At 62.2% G+C, this 19710-nt stretch carries 17 protein-coding genes; 12 read left to right on the top strand and 5 right to left on the bottom strand.

Going from position 1 to position 19710, the window contains the following annotated elements; all coding sequences use genetic code 11:
• The first annotated feature begins 8 nt into the window (after positions 1-8).
• The 3 genes from VLU25_03385 to VLU25_03395 are packed head-to-tail and all read left to right on the top strand — an operon-like array spanning position 9 to position 2854.
• Positions 9-1160: a Re/Si-specific NAD(P)(+) transhydrogenase subunit alpha gene (locus VLU25_03385; protein HSR66962.1), complete on the top strand. Its 1152-nt coding sequence runs from the start codon at positions 9-11 to the stop codon at positions 1158-1160.
• A complete protein-coding gene (locus VLU25_03390; GenBank protein ID HSR66963.1) occupies positions 1160-1450 on the top strand; it encodes an NAD(P) transhydrogenase subunit alpha in 291 nt (96 codons plus the stop codon). Before VLU25_03385 ends, VLU25_03390 begins: the two co-directional genes overlap by 1 nt.
• A 9-nt stretch (positions 1451-1459) precedes the next feature.
• Positions 1460-2854, top strand: a complete 1395-nt coding sequence (locus VLU25_03395) for an NAD(P)(+) transhydrogenase (Re/Si-specific) subunit beta (GenBank protein HSR66964.1) — start codon at positions 1460-1462, stop codon at positions 2852-2854.
• A 54-nt stretch (positions 2855-2908) separates the two neighbouring features.
• On the opposite strand, the gene VLU25_03400 is transcribed toward VLU25_03395, so the two are convergent.
• A complete protein-coding gene (locus tag VLU25_03400; protein HSR66965.1) occupies positions 2909-3904 on the bottom strand; it encodes a tetratricopeptide repeat protein in 996 nt (331 codons plus the stop codon).
• Between the two features lie 184 nt (positions 3905-4088).
• Here VLU25_03400 and VLU25_03405 point away from each other — a divergent pair, with 184 nt between their 5' ends.
• From VLU25_03405 to VLU25_03420, 4 genes are read left to right on the top strand one after another with little or no spacing between them, the layout of a single operon-like run.
• Positions 4089-4886 carry an ABC transporter ATP-binding protein gene (locus VLU25_03405; GenBank protein ID HSR66966.1) on the top strand — a complete coding sequence of 266 codons (798 nt, stop codon included), beginning with the start codon at positions 4089-4091 and terminating at the stop codon, positions 4884-4886.
• Complete coding sequence (locus VLU25_03410; protein HSR66967.1) at positions 4887-7619, top strand: Gldg family protein; 2733 nt, start codon at positions 4887-4889, stop codon at positions 7617-7619.
• Entirely contained in the window at positions 7616-8974 is a 1359-nt protein-coding gene (locus tag VLU25_03415) for a DUF4340 domain-containing protein (GenBank protein HSR66968.1), read from the top strand. The genes VLU25_03410 and VLU25_03415 overlap by 4 nt, the downstream gene beginning before the upstream one ends.
• Positions 8975-9001: 27 nt before the next feature.
• On the top strand, positions 9002-10495 hold the full coding sequence (locus VLU25_03420; protein HSR66969.1) for a hypothetical protein: 1494 nt from the start codon (positions 9002-9004) through the stop codon (positions 10493-10495).
• 315 nt (positions 10496-10810) lie between these two features.
• Here the strand turns inward: VLU25_03420 and VLU25_03425 are convergent, their stop codons facing one another.
• From VLU25_03425 to VLU25_03435, 3 genes are read right to left on the bottom strand one after another with little or no spacing between them, the layout of a single operon-like run.
• Complete coding sequence (locus VLU25_03425; protein ID HSR66970.1) at positions 10811-13648, bottom strand: insulinase family protein; 2838 nt, start codon at positions 13646-13648, stop codon at positions 10811-10813.
• Between the two features lie 13 nt (positions 13649-13661).
• Positions 13662-14153, bottom strand: a complete 492-nt coding sequence (locus tag VLU25_03430) for a DinB family protein (GenBank protein HSR66971.1) — start codon at positions 14151-14153, stop codon at positions 13662-13664.
• 14 nt (positions 14154-14167) lie between these two features.
• Positions 14168-15784, bottom strand: a complete 1617-nt coding sequence (locus tag VLU25_03435) for a M28 family peptidase (GenBank protein HSR66972.1) — start codon at positions 15782-15784, stop codon at positions 14168-14170.
• Positions 15785-16127: 343 nt separating this feature from the next.
• Here VLU25_03435 and VLU25_03440 point away from each other — a divergent pair, with 343 nt between their 5' ends.
• The 3 genes from VLU25_03440 to VLU25_03450 are packed head-to-tail and all read left to right on the top strand — an operon-like array spanning position 16128 to position 18392.
• On the top strand, positions 16128-16748 hold the full coding sequence (locus tag VLU25_03440; GenBank protein ID HSR66973.1) for a sigma-70 family RNA polymerase sigma factor: 621 nt from the start codon (positions 16128-16130) through the stop codon (positions 16746-16748).
• A 4-nt stretch (positions 16749-16752) separates the two neighbouring features.
• Positions 16753-17550, top strand: coding sequence for a zf-HC2 domain-containing protein (locus VLU25_03445; protein ID HSR66974.1), 798 nt, complete (start codon positions 16753-16755; stop codon positions 17548-17550).
• A 56-nt stretch (positions 17551-17606) separates the two neighbouring features.
• Entirely contained in the window at positions 17607-18392 is a 786-nt protein-coding gene (locus VLU25_03450) for a hypothetical protein (GenBank protein ID HSR66975.1), read from the top strand.
• A gap of 16 nt (positions 18393-18408) precedes the next feature.
• Here VLU25_03450 and VLU25_03455 read toward each other — a convergent pair whose 3' ends face one another.
• Positions 18409-18786 carry a response regulator gene (locus VLU25_03455; GenBank protein HSR66976.1) on the bottom strand — a complete coding sequence of 126 codons (378 nt, stop codon included), beginning with the start codon at positions 18784-18786 and terminating at the stop codon, positions 18409-18411.
• A 150-nt stretch (positions 18787-18936) separates the two neighbouring features.
• Here VLU25_03455 and VLU25_03460 point away from each other — a divergent pair, with 150 nt between their 5' ends.
• Together VLU25_03460 and VLU25_03465 are read left to right on the top strand one after the other, a co-directional pair.
• Positions 18937-19290: an MGMT family protein gene (locus VLU25_03460; GenBank protein HSR66977.1), complete on the top strand. Its 354-nt coding sequence runs from the start codon at positions 18937-18939 to the stop codon at positions 19288-19290.
• A 42-nt stretch (positions 19291-19332) separates the two neighbouring features.
• Positions 19333-19710 (top strand): hypothetical protein (locus tag VLU25_03465; protein ID HSR66978.1); only part of this gene is annotated, 378 nt, incomplete at its 3' end.

Below are 19710 nucleotides of genomic sequence, written 5' to 3' on the forward strand. Positions count from 1 at the left end.
TCAGTTCGATGAAGATCGGAATTCCCAAAGAATCTCATGCCGGCGAAAAGCGGGTTTCGATGATTCCCCCCAACGTCAAGAAACTGGTCTCGGCAGGCGCCGAAATCGAGGTGGAATCCGGCTTGGGGCAGAGCATCGGAGTCGGCGACGAAGAGTATGAGGAAGCCGGCGCGGCAGTGGTATCCGACCGCCAGGCGCTGGTGTCTTCCTCAGACGTCGTGCTGCGCCTGCGCAAGCCTCCCGACGAGGAGGTTGGCTGGCTCAAGCGAGGCGCCATCCACGTCTCCTTCCTCGACCCTTTCAAGGAGGGCGAGCTGGTGGACGAACTGGCCGCGGCCGGCGTCAGCGCCGTCAGCATGGAGATGGTTCCGCGCTCGACCTACGCCCAGAAGATGGACGCGCTCAGTTCCCAGGCTTCTCTGGGAGGCTACATGGCCGTCATCGTGGCGGCCCGCCAACTGAACCGGGGACTGCCCATGATGACCACTCCGGCGGGGACGTTGGCTCCCGCCCGCGTCTTCGTCATCGGGGCCGGAGTCGCCGGACTGCAGGCCATCGCCACCGCCAAGCGCCTGGGCGCCCGGGTCGAGGCCTTCGACACGCGTCCGGTGGTGGAAGAGCAGGTGCGTTCGCTGGGAGCCAAGTTCGTCAAGATCGATCTGGGCGAGACCGGACAGACCGAGCAGGGCTACGCCAAGGAACTGACGCCGGAGCAGATCGAGATGCAGAAGAAAGGGATGGCCAAGATTATTTCCCAGTCGGATGTGGTCATTACCACGGCCCAGCTCTTCGGACGCCCCGCGCCCCGCATCGTCGACGCCGCCATGCTCAAGGGCATGAAGCCGGGCAGCGTGGTGGTCGACATGGCCGTTGAAAGCGGGGGCAACGTCGAGGGCTCGCAAGTCGGCGAGATCGTGGAGAAGGACGGGGTCAAGCTGGTCGGTCTCGTCAATCTGCCCGGAGAACTGGCCGCCGACGCCAGCCAGATGTATTCCAGCAACCTCACCAATCTGCTCACCGACCTGTGGGACGAGGAGAGCAAGAAGCTGGTGCTCGACCTTGAAAACGAGATCGTCCAGGGCTGCCTCATCACCCACGCCGGCAAGGTCGTCAATCAGATGCTGCTGGATATCCGCGCCAAGCAAAAGGAGGGCAACTAATGGGAGCCGAAGTCGCAATCTTTCTGGCCTTTATCCTGATGCTTTCGATTTTTTTGGGATTCGAGCTGATTTCCAAGGTCCCATCCACATTGCACACGCCGCTCATGTCGGGCGCCAACGCCACCTCGGGCATCACCCTGGTGGGAGCGCTGCTGGCCTCGGGCTCGGGAGCCGAGGGCCTCAGCGTCATCCTGGGAACCCTGGCGGTGGCCTTCGCCACCATCAACGTGGTGGGAGGCTACATGGTGACCAACCGCATGCTGGCCATGTTCAAGAAGAAGGGACAGTAGTAAATGATTATCGCCATTGAACTCGTCTACATCGTCTCGGCCCTTCTCTTCGCCATGGGACTCAAGCTGCTCAGCTCTCCCGCCACCGCCCGCCGGGGCAACCTGGTTTCGGCTTTCGGCATGCTGCTGGCCGTGGGGGCGACGCTCTTTCACCAGGGCATCCTGGAATTTCAGTACATCGCCATCGGGGTTGTTGTCGGAGGCCTGATCGGCGCCGTGGCCGCTCAGCGCGTGGCCATGACCGCCATGCCCGAGATGGTGGCCCTTTTCAACGGCTTCGGCGGCGCCGCCTCGCTGCTGGTGGGCTGGAGCGAATACGTGAGAGATCCGCAGGCCATGACGCTCTTTCTCTCCGTCACCATTCTCTTGGCCGTCCTCATCGGAGGCGTCACCTTTTTCGGAAGCCTGGTGGCCTGGGCCAAGCTGCAGGACCTCAAGCTGGGGCCGCTCAAGGTCGGTCCCGCCTTTCTTTATCCCGGGCAGCAATTCGTCAATAGCCTCCTGCTTCTGGGCATGGTGGCCGCCGGCGTCATGTTCGCCTTGGAGCCCGCCGGCGCCACGGCCGAGACCTACTTCTATGTGGTTATCGGTATCTCGCTCCTGCTGGGCGTCCTCAGCGTCATGCCCATCGGAGGCGCCGACATGCCGGTGGTGATCTCGCTCCTCAACTCCTACTCGGGACTGGCCGCCTGCGCCGCGGGCTTCGTGATTCAGAACAACATCCTGATCGTGGCCGGATCGCTGGTGGGAGCCAGCGGAATCATCCTCACCCAGATCATGTGCAAGGCCATGAACCGCTCGTTGGGCAACGTGCTCTTCAGCGGATTCGGAGCGGTCAGCACGGGTCCGGCCAAGGGAAGCGGCGAGCAGGGCGAAGCCAAACCCATCTCGCCCGAGGACACCTACCTGATTCTGGAAGCCGCTTCTTCGGTCTGCGTGGTGCCCGGTTACGGACTGGCGGTGGCCCAAGCCCAGCACGTGGTCAAGGAGCTGGGCGATCTGCTGGAAGCCAACGGCTGCGAGGTCAAGTACGCCATCCATCCGGTGGCCGGACGCATGCCCGGACACATGAACGTACTGCTGGCCGAAGCCGACGTGCCCTACGACAATCTGGTGGAGATGGACGACATCAACCCCATCATCGAGACCATCGACGTGTGCCTGGTGATCGGGGCCAACGACGTGGTCAATCCCTCGGCCCGCGAAGACGAGTCCAGCGCCATCTACGGCATGCCCATCATCGACGTCGACAAGGCCAAGACGGTGATCGTCTCCAAGCGCTCGCTGGCCACCGGCTTCGCCGGCATCCAGAATCCGCTCTTCTTCAAGGACAACACCCGCATGCTCTTCGGCGACGCCAAGGCCTCGGTGCAGGCGGTGGTTTCGGAATTCAAGGGACACTAGGGAAGTTCGAAGTCCGAGTTGCCAAGTTCGAACTGTTCGAACTTTAAAGTCGAACTATTGTTGCTGGATGAAGGCTTTGACCTTGGCCAGAACGTCGCGGACGCTGTCGGCGCGGGAGCCCTCGGATTCCACTTCCAGGAACTGCTCGAAGCGGCGGATGGCTTCCTGGTAGTTTCCCGTGCGCAGATTACAGTTGCCGGTGTAGACGTAGAACTCGGCCGAATTGCCGCTGTCGCGCTCCGACTTCTGGAACCAGGCCAGGGCTTGGCCGAAGTCTTCCTGCTGGTAATGGGCCTCGCCCATGAACATGGCGGTTTCTTGGTCTTGCGCGTCCATCTGGGCGGCTTTCTTCAGGTAACCGATGGCCTCCTGGGGTTGGCTCAGATCAAGATGAATGGCTCCCAGGTTGCGGTAGACCACCGGCTGGTCGGGTGCGATCTCGGCGCTCTTGTGCAGGGCTTCGATGGCTCTGTCGGGTTGGCCCAGGGCCAGATACTCGACCGAGAGGTTGTTGTAGACGTGGAAGACGTCGGGTTTCTTTTTCAAGGCTTTGAGGTAGTGTTTGACGGCTTTTTCGTGGTCCTTCTTGGCCGCGGCCTGATCGCCTTTGTCGATTTCCTTGCGGACGTCCTTGGGCAAATCGAGCCAGGCGGCGCTGACCTTGCTTTCGTCGGTCGGCGGCAGTTCGGCGTCGACTCTGGGCTTGCCGAGGCGTATGGTGACGGTCTTGCGGCTGCCCGTGCTGAAGCCGGAATCGATGCGCACGATGGTTTCCACGGTTTCCCTGCCGGGACTTTCCAGGCGCAGGGTGTAGCTGCCGGTCTTGAGTCCGTCCAGGTAAACGTTGCCGCGGGTGGGGTGGACGATCTCCTGGCTGTAATAACCCGTGTTGGAGAACACAGACAGCATCATGCTCTGGGGCAGCGTATCCTCGCCGGGCGCCTTCATGACCTTGACCTGCAAGGTGCTGGTTGCGTCGCGGCTGGGACCCTGGGCCGCCAGGGGAAGGGAGAGAAAAGTCAAGAGCAGAAAAAACGCCGCTTTCTTCACCTCAGCCTCCGAAAAACCGTGTCCGATGTTTGCGATAGAGCGATTGAACAACTTTAGTGCATCGACGCCAAGATTGCAATCGGTGGAGTCGGGGTTGAGGAATTGCGTTCTTTTTGCTAAATTCTTTTTCTCCCATACTGGACCGATTCCGGTCCGAGGCGGTTACCACGACCACGATCCGGTAATGAACATGGAGATTGTTGATATGGACGGTTCCCCATCGCAGTCAATGATCGAGGCGCAAGGGTTGAGCAAGTATTACGGACCCTTCGTCGCCATCGAAGACATCAGTTTCTCCATTCCTCAGGGCCAGATCGTCGCCTTTCTGGGGCCCAACGGCGCCGGCAAGACGACCACCATGAAGATCCTGACCGGCTATCTCAGCCCCAGCCAGGGCGAGGCCCGCATCGCCGGCCTGGACGTGCGCTCGCAGCGCATCGAGGCCGTCAAAAAATTGGGATACCTGCCCGAGAACGGTCCGCTCTACGAGGACATGACGCCGATGGAACTCTTGGAGTTTTTCGGCGAGGCCCGCGGGATGGGGCAAGAGCAACTCACAGCCCGTCTGGGTACGGTCATCGACCAGTGCGGCCTGGAGCAGGTGCTGGAGAAGCCCATCGGCAAGCTCTCGCGCGGTTACCGCCAGCGCGTAGGGCTGGCCCAGGCCCTGCTCCATGATCCCGAAGTGCTCATCATGGACGAGCCGACGGCGGGACTCGACCCCAACCAGATCCGCGGCTTCCGCGAGAACATCCAGCAGTTGGGACGCACCAAGACGGTTCTCATTTCCACCCACATCCTGCAAGAGGTGGACGCGGTGGCCGACCGGGTTCTGCTGGTGCATAACGGGCGCCTGGTGTTCGACGGCTCTCCCGATGAGCTCAAAGAGAACGGGTCCCTGGAGCAACCCTTTTACCGGCTCACCAACTATGGGCACCTGGCTGATTCCGACGGCGCCGGCGCTGCAGGGGAGGCAGGATAAATGGAATTCAAGATCAACTGGGACATCGTTTGGGCCTTGATCAAGCGCGATCTGCTCCGCTACTTCTCCAATCCCTCGGGATACGTGTTCATCACCTTGTTTATTTTCCTGAGTGCGGCGGCGGGATTCTGGCAGGAGGACTTCTTCCGCAACAACCTGGCCAATCTCGACCAGCTCAACGAGTTCTTCCCTTACTTGCTGCTCTTTTTCATCCCCGCACTGACCATGTCGGTGTGGTCGGAGGAGCGCAAGCAGGGGACGGATGAGCTGCTCTTGACGCTTCCCGCCACCGATCTCGAGGTCGTGCTGGGCAAGTATGCGGCCGCCCTGGGCGTGTATACCGCTTCCTTGCTGCTGTCGCTCAGCCACGTCCTGGTGCTTTTCTGGCTGGGCAGTCCCGACTTGGGACTGATGTTCGGCAATTACCTGGGATTCTGGCTGATCGGAGCCGCCTTTATCGCCGTGGGCATGCTGGCTTCGCTGCTGACCGACAACGCCACCATCGCCTTCATCCTGGGCGCCGTCTTCTGCTCCTTCTTCGTCTTTATCGGGCCGGTGGCCGATTCGGTTTGGGCCTGGCTGAGCGGGATGCTCTCGCCCATGAGCGTCTTCGATCCTTTCAGCGACTTCGCCGGCGGAGTCATCAGCTTTTCGGGGCTTTTCTATTTCTTCTCGCTGGGGGCGCTGCTGCTCTATGCCAACGTGCTGCTGATCGGGCGCCGTCACTGGCCGCGCCAGGCTGACGGCTACCCCATGTGGACGCATCAGTTGGTCCGTGTGGCAGCCATCGCCGTGTCGGTTCTGGCCCTCAACGTCATGCTGGGACGCGCCGGCCTGCGGCTGGACGTGACCGCCGAGCAACTGCACTCCCTCAGCGAGCAGACCCATCGCGTGCTGCGTCAATTGCCGGACGACCGTCCCGTGCTGATTCAGGCCTATATCTCGCCCCAGGTGCCGGAGAGCTACGTGCAGGCACGCGCCAATCTGCTCAGCACTTTGCGCGAGGTGGACGAAGTGGCGGGAGGCGCCGTCGAGGTCTACATCCAGTCCACCGAGCCCTTCAGCGAAGAGGCCCGCGAGGCCCGCGAGAAATTCGGCATCGGTCCACGCCAGGCGGCCGACCTGGAAGGCGGACGCAGCAGTGTCTCCGAAATCTTCATGGGTTTGGCCTTCACCAGCGGACCGCGCGAACAGGTGATCGAGTTTTTTGACCGCGGACTGCCCCCCGAATACGAGATCATGCGCAGCATCCGGGTGGTGGCCGACGCCCAGCGCAAGCGGGTGGGCGTGGTCAATACCGGCATCCGGCTTTTCGGGGGCATGGACTTCCAAACCATGCGCACCCAGCCGCCCTGGTCGGTCGTGGAGGAGTTGCGCAAACAGTACGACGTGGTGGAAATCTCGGCCGCCGCCCCCATCACCCAACAACTGGACGGATTGTTGGTGGTGCTTCCGTCTTCCCTTTCTCAGGAGGAGATGGACAATCTGCAAGCCTACATCGAGACCGGCGTTCCCTCCTTGCTGCTGGTCGATCCCTTGCCGGTAAGCGATATTTCTCAGGCTCCCAGCGAGCAGGCGGGAGCAAACCGCAATCCCTTCATGCAGAATCAGCCCCCGCCCAAGCCTAAGGGCGACATTCAATCTTTCATGACGGCGCTGGGAGTGATGTGGCAGCCTGCGCTGGTGGTGTGGGACTCCTACAATCCGCATCCCGACCTCTCCACCCTTCCTCCCGAGGTGGTGTTCGTGGGCCGAGGCAGCGGCAATCCCATGGCCTTTAATCCGGACTCCATCATCACCTCCCAGTTGCAGGAAGTGGTGCTGCTCTATCCCGGACTGCTGACCGGCGCCGACGAGGAGCATGAATTCACTCCCCTGCTGGCCACCGGGCAACAAGCGGGGACGGTGCTTTACCAGGAAATGGTGAGCCGCGGCTTTTTCGGCGCCCAGCTCAATCCCCGTCCTCTGCGCAACCGCGGACCGGGCTCTTTCGTTTGCGCCGCCCGCGTCCGCTCACGCTCGCTGCCCCCGGCGGAGGCCGATTCCGAGGAGGCGGATTCGCAGGATTCAGACCAGGACGCCGGCTCGGCGGATTCCGAAGAGGAGTCGGCCTCGGGAACCGACGTCATCGTCGTCACCGACCTCGACTTCATCTCCGAGCAGTTCTTCCGCATCCGGGCGGCCGGGCCGGAGAACCTCAATTTCGACAACGTGACCTTCTTCCTCAACGCCATGGACAGCCTCCTGGGAGACGAGTCCTTCATCGATCTGCGCAGCCGGAGGGTACAGCATCGGACGTTGACCGCGGTAGAAGAGCAGATCCGTGAGTTCAACGAACAGCGCCTGATTCAGGAAGAGGCCGCTCAGCAGGAAGCCGACACCGCTTTGGCCGAAGCTCAGCAGCGCCTCAACGATGCCGTGGCCGAGGTGCGCAACCGCGCCGATCTCGACCAGCAGGCCAAGCAGTTCATGGCTCGCAACCTGCAAGAGGTGGAAAGCCGCAAGCTGGAGGTGACCGAAGCCAATATCGAGTCGCGCCGCCAGTCCCAGGTGCGGGCGGCCGAGGAAGAGATGGAGGCCAAGATACGCAGCATCCAGAGCAACATCCGCACCTTCGCGGTTTTGTTGCCGCCCATACCCGTGCTGCTGCTGGGCGTTTGGATCTTCCTGCGCCGCCGCCGCCGCGAGAACGTGGGCGCCGCGGAAAGCCGGAAACTCAAGGAGGAGCAATGAACGAATTGACCAAGACCATGGCCTTCGCCGCCGGAGCCGTCCTGCTGGTACTGCTGGCCGTCGTTACGGCTCCCGCCGGATATACACCCGACAGCTTCATCGACCAGGGACAGCCTTTCTTTCCCGATTTCACCGATCCCAACCAGGCCGTGACCCTGGAGGTCGTGACCTGGGACGATGAAACCGCTTCCGCCGACGCCTTCAAGGTGACCTCCCAGGGCGGCGTCTGGACTATTCCTTCCCACCATGGGTATCCCGCCGACGGCGAAGAGCAGTTGGCCAAGACGGCTGCCGGGGTGATCCAGTTGTCGCGCGACGACTTCCGCAGCGACAATGCGGCCGATCATGAGGCCATGGGCGTGGGCGATCCGCTCGACGACACCGCGGCCTCGCTGAAAGGCCGCGGACGCCGCGTCACCATGAGGGGCGAAAACGACCAAGTTCTGGCCGACATCATCATCGGCAAAGAAGTCGAGGACCGTCCCGGATACCGCTTCGTGCGCCTGCCGGGCCAGAAGAGGGTCTACTCGGCCAAGGTCGATTTCGATATCTCCACGCGTTTTCAGGACTGGATCAAGCAAGATCTGCTGGAGGTCGACAAGGCCGCAATCGATAAGCTGACCTTGCTCGACTACTCCGTTGACGAGCGCAGCGGGGTGGTGCGCAACCGGGGCTCGCTGGTGGTGGTTGAGGACGGCGGCGAGTGGAAGATCGAGGGCTCGCGTGAAGAAGTCGACAGCAGCAAAGTCGACCAACTGCTGACGGCTGTCGACGAGCTTTCCATCGTGGGCGTGCGTCCCAAGCCGCAAGGGCTTTCCGAGGGTCTCAACCGCATCGAGGAAGAGGGCCTGCGGCTGACGCGCCAGGACCAGATGGATCTTCAAGACAAGGGCTACTTCTTCTCGGTGGAGGGCAGTCTGCTTTCCAACGAAGGCGAGTTGCAGGTGCGCACCAACAAGGGCGTACGCTACACTCTGCGCTTCGGCGAGATCGTCTACGGCAGCGGCGAGACCATCAGTGCCGGGGGGGAATCGGAGCAGGACGAGTCGCAGGGCCCGGGAGAGAACCGCTATCTCTTCGTCACCACCGAGTTCCTGCCCGACTATTTTCCCGAGCCGCCAAAGCCCGCCAACCTCGACTTCCAGGACAAGGAGCGGGACGACTGGACCGCCGCCGATCAGCAGAACAAGGGCCTGCACGACGTCCACCAGCGCTGGAAGGAACGGGTCGAGGCAGGGCGCCGCAAGTCTCAGGAACTTAACGCCCGCTTCGCCGACTGGTACTATGTCATCTCCGACGAGAGCTTCCGCAAGGTCCGCGTGGAGCGGTCGGACCTGATCAAGGAGGAGGATTAACCTCCCAGCGAGCGGAAGGATCTTTTCATGAGGACGTTTTGGAGCGTCGCGGCGATAGCCGCCATGATCTCCTGCCTGCAGGGGCAGGAGAAACTGGGTTTCCAACTCCTGGCGCTATTGGACGTAGGACAGAATCCTCACCAGATCGCCTTCTCCGAGGACGGCAAGACCGCCTACGTGACGGCCTCGGGATCGGACAGCGTAGCGGTCATCAGCGTGGAGACCCTCAAAGTCAGGGCTCGTCACGAAGTTGCCGGCCAACCTCTGGGAGTGGCGGTCTTGCCCAACCGCGGAGGCTTGGCCGTCACCCGCTTCGGCCAGGGCGGAATCGCCCGTTACAGCCTTCCCGATTTTGAATTCCTGGAGGAGATCGAGACGGCACCGGGATCTTCCCTGCTGGTGCCGTTGCCCGAAGGGCGCTTCCTGGTCAGCACCGAGCAGAGCAATGAACTGCGGGTCATCGACGGCAACACCTTCAAGGTGGAGAAAGTGCTCTCCACCGGCAACCGTCCCTTCCCGCCTTCCGCTACCTCCGACGGGACACTGGCCTTCGTGCCCAACTACGATGACGGCGATGTCTCCATTTTTGACCTGCAGAGCGGTGAAAGGCTGGCCGACGTCCCGGTGGGCCGGAATCCCAGCGGCGGCGCCGTGATGCGCCGCGATACCGTCTACGGCGTGGCCGTGCGCGGCGAGAACAAACTTTCGATGATCGATATCCGAGGACGCACTCTCAGCGCCGATTTCGAGAAGGGAATCGGGCAATCGCCGTTCTCGATCGTGGTCGTGCCGGATGGCGATATGGCCTTCGTCAACAATACCGGCAGTCACGACATATCCGTGATTTCCATTCCGGGAGCGCGCACGCTGGGCCGCCTCCCCGCGGGCGAGATTCCCATCGTAATGGCGGTTCACCCTTCAGGGGAGACGCTGTGGATATCGTCGGAAGGCAGCCATCAACTGGCCGTCCTCAAACTCAGAACCCTGGAAGATCTCGTGGAGCAACTGCAAACCATGGCTTTTAACCAGTCCTCCCCCGCCAAGGCCCAGGACTCGCCCGAGCAGCAGTCCGCCTCCGTTCCCAGCCAGTCCACCGCGGGCCCCATCTTGCGGGACCAATGCAAGCGCGAAGTCGAGGAACTGCACCAGTTCTTTCAGGATTGGGCCAACTCGGTGCTGGAGAACAGCGACGAAACCTTTGCCCGCTTCACTTCGGCCATGGACGACAACTTCCACATCATCAATCCCTCGGGCATGGCCTTTCCCATCGAAGAGCTGGCCCCCGCCTTGCGCCAGTCCTACGGTTCGGCACCCGGGGGTCAGGCCCGTTACTGGATCGAGAACTTCCGGGGAACCGAAGTGGCTCCGGGGGTTTTCCTGGCGGTCTATGAGGAATGGCAGAACCTGGACGGCCGGAAAAGCCGAGGCCGCGTCGCCTCGGCCCTCTTCCGCCGCACTCAGGGAGCTCCCAACGGCGTGCGCTGGCTGCACGTCCATGAAACCTGGCTTCCTTCCCGCTAGGGCCACCAGGTGGCCGACAAGTTCACACCCGGAAGTCAAGTTCCAGCGACCGCGGGTGAAGGCTTGATCACTCCAGGCGGTATGAGGCTCGTGCTGCCGGTCATGAGTTCTGAGACAGGGCCCTCCGTTCTTGTCCCTGACAGCGACAGATTCGCCAGCCCAGCCCACGGTCAGCCGCGGCGAGCGATAGCGAGACGGCGGCGCCACCCTGGGTTTTGGACGGCAAAGGTCTGAACGCTGAAAGCGCGGAATAAACCGACAGGGTGGCTCAAAACTTCTGACGCACTGCACTGGCCCGCTCGCTGCCTCCCAAGACTATCGCCCGCCTGCCTCTTGAGGACTGACGACGGCCCACGAGGCCCGCTCTTGGGGCAGGTACTGGGAGGCCAGCGGGTTGAGGTCTGCAGCCTGCAGCCCTTGGTAGAACTCCTCCAGGTTCCGCACCTCGTCCAGCACTTGAGGGCGGCTTTGGCTCTCGTCGATGCTGGAAAGCCAGTAGCTGTTGGAGCGCTTGAGGTCGCGGATCTGCTTGAGCAGAGGTTGCTTGAGGCGGTCGACTTCGTCCTGAGTGGTCCCTTGGCCGGCCAACGCTGCGACCACTTGCAGACAGGCCTGGCGCAGTTCGGAGACCTTTTCGGGATCGGACATGGACTGGACGGCCAGCAGTCCCACCCCGGGGAAGACGGTGTTGGTCTGGGAGGAGGCCGAGGGGCTGTAGGCTGCTCCCAACTTCTCCCGGATCTCCTTGCGCAGCCGGTCGTCGACGACCTGGCTGAGGAAATAGAGTTTGCGCCGCACCTCGGTTTCCATGCCGTCGGTGGTGGGATAAGCGATGTAGAGCAGCGACTTGGGCACGCTGGTTTCGATCTGGTATTCAGCCGTCACCCCCGCCTTGGGCGCGGGAGCCTGGCGGCGGTCCTGATAGCGGCGGAAGGGCCGCCGCTGAGGCAAGCGTCCTAGAGTGCGGGCGGCGGCATCCAGGACCGCTTCCACGTCGAGGTCGCCCACGAAAGTGACCTCCAGCGGGGCCTCCCTGAGATGCGGATCGAGCCATGCGCGCAAGTCATCCATGCTGACCTGGCTGACGGCCTCTTGAGGAGGCAGGCCGAAGCGCGGATCGTTGTTATAGAGTCCGGGAATGAACTGGCTTTGCAACGGCCCCTGATGCTGATGGCGCAGTCCTTCGTAAATGCGCGGCACCACGGCTTTGAACTGGTTCATGCCCTCGGGACGCCAGCCGGGATGTTGCAGGTAGGCCGCTATCAGCTCGCACTCCAGCAGCAGGTCCTCGGAGGTGGTGGAACCTCCGATGCCGAAATAGTCCTGGGCCACCGAGAAACTGAAGCCGGTCTGTTTGCCGGCCAGGATGCGGCGCAGATCATCCGAACTGTGGGCCTCGAGTCCGGAGGCCGCAAAGACCTGCGAGGCCACCAGGCTCATTGGGTGACGGTCTTTGTCGAGGGTCAGCAGGCCTTCCCCCAGCCGTCCTTGAATGAGGATCTGCTTCTCCTTGAAGTCGGTCTTCTTGATGTTGACCAGGACACCGTTGGCGAAGGCCGCCTGGTGGATGTCGAGATCCTCGATGTGGCGCCGCTCGGTGATCGCGCCCTTGACTTCCGGGTCGGACTGATAGGCAAAGGCCTCCACGCTGATGGCTTCGGGCGCCTCCACCTCGACTTGGCGGCTTTCCTGCAAGGCTTGGCGCAGGATCTGTTCGGCTTCCTCGCCCAGGTCGACGGCTCCGACCAGGCTGAGTTGGAGCGTGCCTTCCTCCCAGGCTTCCGAGAAGGCCTGGTTACAGGCCTGCAGCGTCAGTGCATCGAGGGCGGGTCGAAGGATGGCGCGGTTGGTTTCAGCGTCAGAGACCACCACGTCGTTACCGGCGGCCGAGAGGATGCTGTTGACGAATCCGCCGCTGGCGCGGGTCTTCTCGCGCTCGACCGACTCGTCCAGGCTGCGCAGGACGTTGGCCCTGACTTCCTCAAGCTCGGGCTGCTGAAAGCCGAAGCGGATAGCCCGGCGCAATTCCTGTTCGGCTTGAGCCAGCCCCTCCCGCCACTTGTCGGGAGCCGCGATGACCGTCAAGCTTTGTCCCTCGATCACCTCGAAGGCCGAACTGCGGCCCACGCTGGCGTTGAGAAAGGGCGCGCCGGCCCGCTTGGCTAATTCCGAATAGCGCAGATTCAGCATGCCGCGGGCGATGGAGAGGGGCAGGTCCTTGAGCCGTTCGGCCTTGGTATCCGGCCTCTCTTCGTAAGGGCGCAGCATTTCCAGGCTGACTTGAGCGGTCGGGATCTCCTGCTCATAGATGTTGTAATAGCGCTCCTCAAAGGTGGGCTGTCGGACGGGAGGCACCTCCTGAGGAGGGCCGTCGGGCGCCTTCCAGTCCTCGAAGGCCTGGCGCATGAGGGGCTCGGGGTCGAGATCTTCCAGGTCTCCCACCAGCACCAGGGTGACGTTTTCGGGACGGTACCACTTGCGGTAGAAGTTCTCGATCATGTCGACGCTGAAGCGGGCCCGCACCTCCTTTTCGCCAATGGGAAGGCGTTGGGGGATGCGTGTGCCCGCCAGCTCGATTTGCATCTGCTTGACGAAGGTCCGCAGGCTGGCGGAATCGCGCTCCACCTGCTCGGCGTCGATGACGCCTTTCTCGGCCTCCACCTCTTGAGCGCTGAGAACGATGCGGTCGGCGAAATCGCGCAGCACCCGCAGCCCTTCTTCGATCGATTGGCCGTCCGAGGAGGGCAGATCGATCTGGTAGACGGTGGCCTCGAAGCCTGTTGAGGCGTTGGAATCGGCTCCAAAGGCCATTCCGTGCTCCTGAAACCACTCCACCAGGGTGCCGGGAGGGAAGTTTCGGGTGCCGTTGAAGGCCATGTGCTCGAGAAAGTGGGCCATTCCCAGCTCATCGTCCTCTTCGGCCAGCGAGCCCACCGAGACGCGCATGCGCAGGTAGCTGCGCTGGTCGGGTTCAGGATTGGCCATCCAGGCCAGGCGCATGCCGTTTTCCAGATCGATGAATCGGATGCGGGGATTGACCGGGATATCCGAGGATTCATGTTCCCAGGCAGGGGCCTCGCCCCGTGGGCGTTGAGCCTGCAGATAAGGGACGAACAGAGACAGGGCCAGCAGAGTGAGGCAGAAACGCTTCATCGGGGAATTCCTATCAGAGTCCTTGGTAGAACTTCAAATCGGTGTCGCGCAACGATTTGGTGATGTAGATGATCTGGCCGACGTGATGTGAAAAGTGCTCGACAACGTGAAAGACGGCCTCCAGCACGCTGACGTCATAGACTTGTATGCGGCGGGTTTCCAGCAATTGCGGGCCGGTCAGCGTCTCGATGACCTGGCAGGCCTCGTCCACGGTGGACCGCAGATTCTCCATCAGTTGCCGGGCGCCGGCCCCCTGACGGGCGGCGAATTCCTCATCGCGCTTGCGCACGTCGGGCTGTTGCCCTACGCCGGCGATGATCCATTGGCGCACGTTGCCCGACAGATGCATGAGCAGATTGCCGATGCTGTTGCAGTTCTCGTTGGGACGCCACCAGAGTTCCTTGGCCGAGAGTTGCTCAACGCATTTGCCCACTCGCGGCATGAAATCTTCTTGCAGGTGATGGCGAGCTTGGGCGGTAAAAACCCGGGCCACTTCGTCGTTCATCTTCAGGCTCGCGGCTATTGGCCCGGCGGACTGATAAGGGGAGTGCCGTCGAATGCCGGGCGCGACTGAGCTTCGGCGGCTTCCCAAACACAAAGATAAACCAGTTGGGCGACCCGCTCCATCTTGGAGTAGTTGAGCTTGTCGGCGGTGTCGCCGGGACGGTGATAGTCGGGATGCAGTCCGGTGGTGAAGAGCAGCGAGGGCACTCCCCGCTCCAGGAAAGGCCACTGGTCGGAGCGCTGCAAGAGATCGATGGGGTGGTCGTCGTAACGAAAACGTACCTGCAGCAGGACGCGCCGGTTGCTGCGGTTGACCAGTTCGCGGAGGTCCTGGCTGAAGCTGTAGCCCAGCACGTTGAGGGCGTTCTGGTTTTGCCGGGCCGTCTGCAATTCCAGCCCTGTGAAGCGGTAGTCGTCGGTGGCCGGAATCTCTTCATCGCGGCCGATCATGTCCATTTGAAACATGGCCACCGTTTCATCCAGCGGAATTCTGGCGTGCCGGACGTAGTGGCGCGAGCCCAGCAATCCTTTTTCTTCGGCATTGAAACCGGCGAAAAGTACGCTGCGGCGGGGCGGTCGGCGGCCTTCGGTTAGGGCTTCGGCAATCTCCAGGAGGGCCGAAACCCCGCTGGCGTTGTCGTCGGCGCCGGGATAGATTTCGGCTCCCCGGGTGCCGATGTGGTCGAAATGAGCACCCAGCACCACGACTTGCTGCGAGACCTGGGGATCGCTTCCCTCCAGCCTGCCCAGCACGTTTCGCACCTGAAAGGCTTGGCGTTCCACGCTCACCGCCAACTCGGCCTCCAAAGACGGCAGCAAGAAACTGCGGGGCTTGGCGTAGCGGCCGCTTTCTTGGATGAATAGCTCGACGTCCAAGCCCGAGGTCAGCAAGCGCTCTTCGACGGCCTCGAGGGCCACCCGCACCGCTGGAATCCGAACCTGATCGACCTCCTCCTGCAGCAGGAAGCGTTGAGTGGAGAGGTCTTTGGGCCAGGCTAAGTGGGCGGAGAAGGACATATTGTGCGAGCGGTCCAGGACGATGGCCGCTGCGGCGCCGTGCCGTTGAGCGTTGAGCAGCTTTTCCAATTCCTGCCCGTGGCGGGCGTCTTCATCCCGGCCCTCGGGCTGGCCGGGAAGGATGAGGACGATGCGGCCATCGACGTCGACCTGCTGGTAGTCGTCGTAGCCCCATTCGGGAGCCGTGATGCCGTATCCCGCGAAGACCAGCCGGCCTGACGCCTCCCCCGATGCTGAAAAGCGCTCTGCGGTGAAGGTCTCCTGCAGACTCAGAGGGGTCTCGGCCCCCGTGCGTCCTGTCTTGAAGAGCAGCCGGTTGTCTCCCGCCAGAAGCGAGCGGACCAGCGTTACCGGCTGGAAATAGCCTTCCTCGCCGGCCGGCTCGAGTCCGAGTCGGGAAAAGCGCTCGGCCAGAAACTCGGCACTGCGGCGGTTGGCCTCGCTGCCCGCCTCGCGTCCCCGCATGGCTTCAGAAGAGAAGAATTCGACGTCCTCACGCAATTCCTCCAAGGTGATGCTCTCCAAGCCGCGCCGGCGCAGGCGGTCGCTGTCGGAGGGAGTCTCAGCGGCCAGACCCTGACAGAGTCCGGCCATGAGCAGGCAAAAGGCCCGCAAGCGAAGGGCCGCCCTGCCTGTGGAATTCCATCCTTTTGTCCTCTGCCGACTGAAGTGCAAGATGGCCTCCCTGGCCTTGTTCCCAAAAGGTCAATGGCTGACCGGTCTTATAATTGTAAGTCAAGCCGCGCCTTTTAGACGAAAGGATGGAGGGATGGTTCGAGCGGGCCCCTTCAAGTTTTTCGACCAAGGCCCCGCAGTCCGTGTCTAAAGAGGGCGAAACGGGACGATGAAAATGGAGGAGGGCTCCAGCCCGCAACGTCCGGGAGCAGGCGGTCGGCCGCCGCAGCAAGAGACCGGGGCACGATGCGAGGCCGGGAGGCCGCAAGGCATGGAAGAAGCTTTGAGAATCACAGATTCCGCGGAACGGTCCGCGACGCTCGGCGCCAACACTGAAGATCAGGAGTTGCAATGGGTGGTCGAGGCCCAGAAGGGCGACCGGGTGGCTTTCAACCGCCTGGTGCTGCGCTGGCAGCAGCCGATCTACAACCTGACCTTGCGCATGCTGCGCGATCCCGAGGACGCCTCAGAGGTCACTCAGGAGACCTTCATGGCCGCCTTCCGGCACATTCGGAGGTTCAGATTGGAATCCAAGTTCTCAACCTGGATCTACCGCATTGCCTCCAATCACTGCCTGACCCGCTTGCGCAAGCAACCGCGGAAGGCCCCGCGCTCGTTGGACGAACCCGGTCATGCCGGGCCGCTCTCGAGCAAGCTGACGGCCGGCGACTCCCAGCAGGAAAAGAGCCTTCTGCGGCGGGAACGCCGCCAGTGGGTTCGCCGGGCCCTGGGCGGACTGCCGCCCGAGCAGAGGATGGCCATCGAGCTCAAGGTCTTTCAAGACCTGACCTTCGAAGAGATTTCGGCTGTCACCGAGATACCGATGAGCACCGTCAAGTCGCGTTTCTACGCGGGACTGCAAGGCCTCAAACAGCGCCTGCAGGCCTGCGGGATGGGAGATTGACATCATGGAATGCCGCCATAGCCGAGAGATAGCCCCTTACCTGATGGATGACCTTTCCGCCTCGCAAAGGCGGGCCCTGCGCCAGCATCTGCGGCAGTGCGACGTCTGCCGCCGCGAGAAGGAGAGCTTGCAAGAGACCTTCGCCGCGCTGGAGAGCTTGGAGGACGTGCCCGTACCTCATCACTTCTTCGTGCCTCAAGACGAGGCCCGCCTGAGCCTGCTGCAAGCCTGGGGCCGGCTGTCCAGCCTGGGCAGGGCCCTGGTGGCGCTGGCGGCGTTGTTGTTGCTGACGGTGGCAGGCTTGGCGGCCGGCGGCTTTCGCCTCCAGGTAACGGACGGAGTCCTGACGGCCGGATTCGGCTCGGCGCCCCCCTCAAGCTTGAGCGAAGAGCGCTTGCAGGACTGGAGCAGCCAACTGCTCACCCAAGTGGATGAAAACCTGGCCTTTCGGGACCGCGCGCTGACCGAGGCGCTGGCCCGGGTGCGTCTGCTGGAGCACCGCCTCAGCCAGAGCGAGCAAGCCCGCCAACGCAGTCTTCAGTCGCTTGCCGCCGACCTGGAGGAAGAACTCAGCCTGGCCTGGAAGGTGGACGATCAACAGTCGCTGCGTCAGGTTGAGCACTGGATCAATCAGGCCTACGGCGATCTGCGCCGCGATTACTTGAGGCGCCTTGCCGTGGTGGACTCCAACATGCAGCAGTTCGTCGAGCGCGATGCCGTGCTGGGCGAGAGAGTTTCCTTTCTGGGAGAAGCGCTGGCCCAGAGCATGGACCGGCGTTCGCCCCAAAAGACCGGTGAATAAAGCAGGCTCGGGAGGAACAGTCTCCCGTCGCCTCAGGCAATACTTAGGAGGTCATCGTGCAGAACCATTACCAGACACTTACGACCGGGCTTCGATACGCTTTGTTGCTGACGCTGACGGCGTTGCTGATGAGCTTGCCTGTTGCCGCTCAGCAAAGCGCCTCAATCGACGCTTCCCAGGTGGAGAGGGAATTGGAGGGATTGAACGGGCTGCTGGAAACCACCGTCGAGGTGGTAACCCGCGGAGAGGTGAAAGGGAACTTCATGGTGTTCTCATCCACCTCGGTGCAGAGCTATTACCTGCCCCGCCAAGGCGCCGTCTTTGTACTCACCATCCCAGTGGCCCAGACTCTGAGTCTTAAGAACGATGGAGTCGCTTTAGCCGAATGGAACCTGCGCAAGGCCTATCAGCTTCAAAGCGAGATAGTCGCCGGGGGACGGGCACGCGAGCAGGGCGGCGAGGAGACCGAGCCGCAACTCACCGTGCGGGAACGGTTGAAGGAGGCTCACCAGCGCCAGCTCGAGATGCAGCAAGAAATGGAAGAACTGCGCAGCCGCAGCCTGGACGAGTTGGAGAAGGTGAGAGGATACCTGGTTGAGACCGTAGCCGAATACGGCGACCGCCTCAGCCACGTGGGCGAGGGCGAGTACGTCAATCTGGTGCTCACCACTTCCGCCAGCGGCTTGCGGGTACTGGGCCCGCATAACCAGTACAGCGTACTGTCCGGGGGGAAAAGCGTCGAGTCGCGTCAGATCGTCTCCATACCGGTCACGGTCATCCGCGAGTACAAGGCGGGGCGGCGCGATATGGCCCAGGTCAAGGCCCAGGTCATTGTCTACTGATTGCCCGAGTGCCCGCTCAGGCTGATTCCTTCTCAAGCAGGGAATCGACGGTCTTAAAGAGGGCGGCCAACTCGAAGGGCTTCTGCAAAGTGGCCTGGGCGCCCAGCTTTCCGGCGGTTTCCAGGAAATTCAGGTTGCCGGCGGATCCGCCTCCCGACATGGCGATGATCTTCAGATCGGGATGATCGCGGCGAAGTTCCACGATGGTTTCCAGCCCTTCCTTCTCGGGCATCAAGATGTCGGTGATGACGAGCGGGCAGGGCGTCTTTCGATGAACTCTCAGAGCTTCGTCCCCGTTGGACGCCTCGTGCACCTCGTGGCCCTTCATTTCCAGCGCTTGGCGCAGCATTGCGCGAGTCATATCCTCGTCATCGATCAGTAAGATGCGAGCCAAGTGTCCTCCCCTTTGTCTATGGAGCAGCGGCTTGGCGGCCGCCAGTCGCTCCCCTACTTATCGGTTGCCCGAAAAAAAGTATTATAGAACAATCTCCGCGACTCGAAATCATCGGCGCTACCCGCCCTTGAATGAAGGAATGACCTTATTGTGTCGAAAAAATACACTACTATTCGGAAAGGACCATTCGACGAAGTCTATCGCTGGGTCCGCCGCATCCCTGCCGGACGGGTCATGAATTACGGCCAGATCTCAAACCTGCTGAGCAGCCGCTTGTCGGCGCGTGCGGTGGGCTGGGCCATGCGCCGCTGTCCCGACGACGTTCCCTGGCACCGCGTCGTCAACGCCCGCGGAGGCTGCTCGACCGACAGCCTTCCCCATCTTCCCCAAGGCACCCAAAAGGCACTACTGCAAGCCGAAGGCGTGCACTTTGACAAAAACGGCAACGTCGACATGCAGCGCTGCCGCTGGCGGCCTGCGGAGCCAGGCCGCGAGGAGTCCTGACGTTGACGGCGAGAGGCAGGCGCGGCAACATCGAACGCTGAGATGAGCAAACGCAGCGCGCTCCACTTGCTGGTCTTGGCCCTGCTGGCGGCCCTCTTTCTAATCCGGGCGCTGGCCACCTCTCAGACCCTCGTTCCGGCCGATATCGTGGGCCAAATGCAGCCCTGGAGGAAGCTGATCGACCTCAAGTCGGTCCAGAATCCCATCATCAGCGACATCACCGACCAGGTCTATCCCTACCAGGTCTACCTGCGCAGCGAACTGGCCCAAGGGAGGCTGCCCCTGTGGAATCCCTACGTACAGGCCGGAGTGCCTTTTCTGGCCAATTCCGTGTCAGCGGCTCTCAATCCCTTCCAGATGCTCTTCCTGTTGCTGCCTCAGCCGGCGCTGATGGAATGGAGCGCCTGGTTCAAGCTCTTG

This window comes from Acidobacteriota bacterium (genome assembly GCA_035471785.1).
GTDB lineage: Bacteria > Acidobacteriota > UBA6911 > RPQK01 > DATIPO01 > JANQFM01.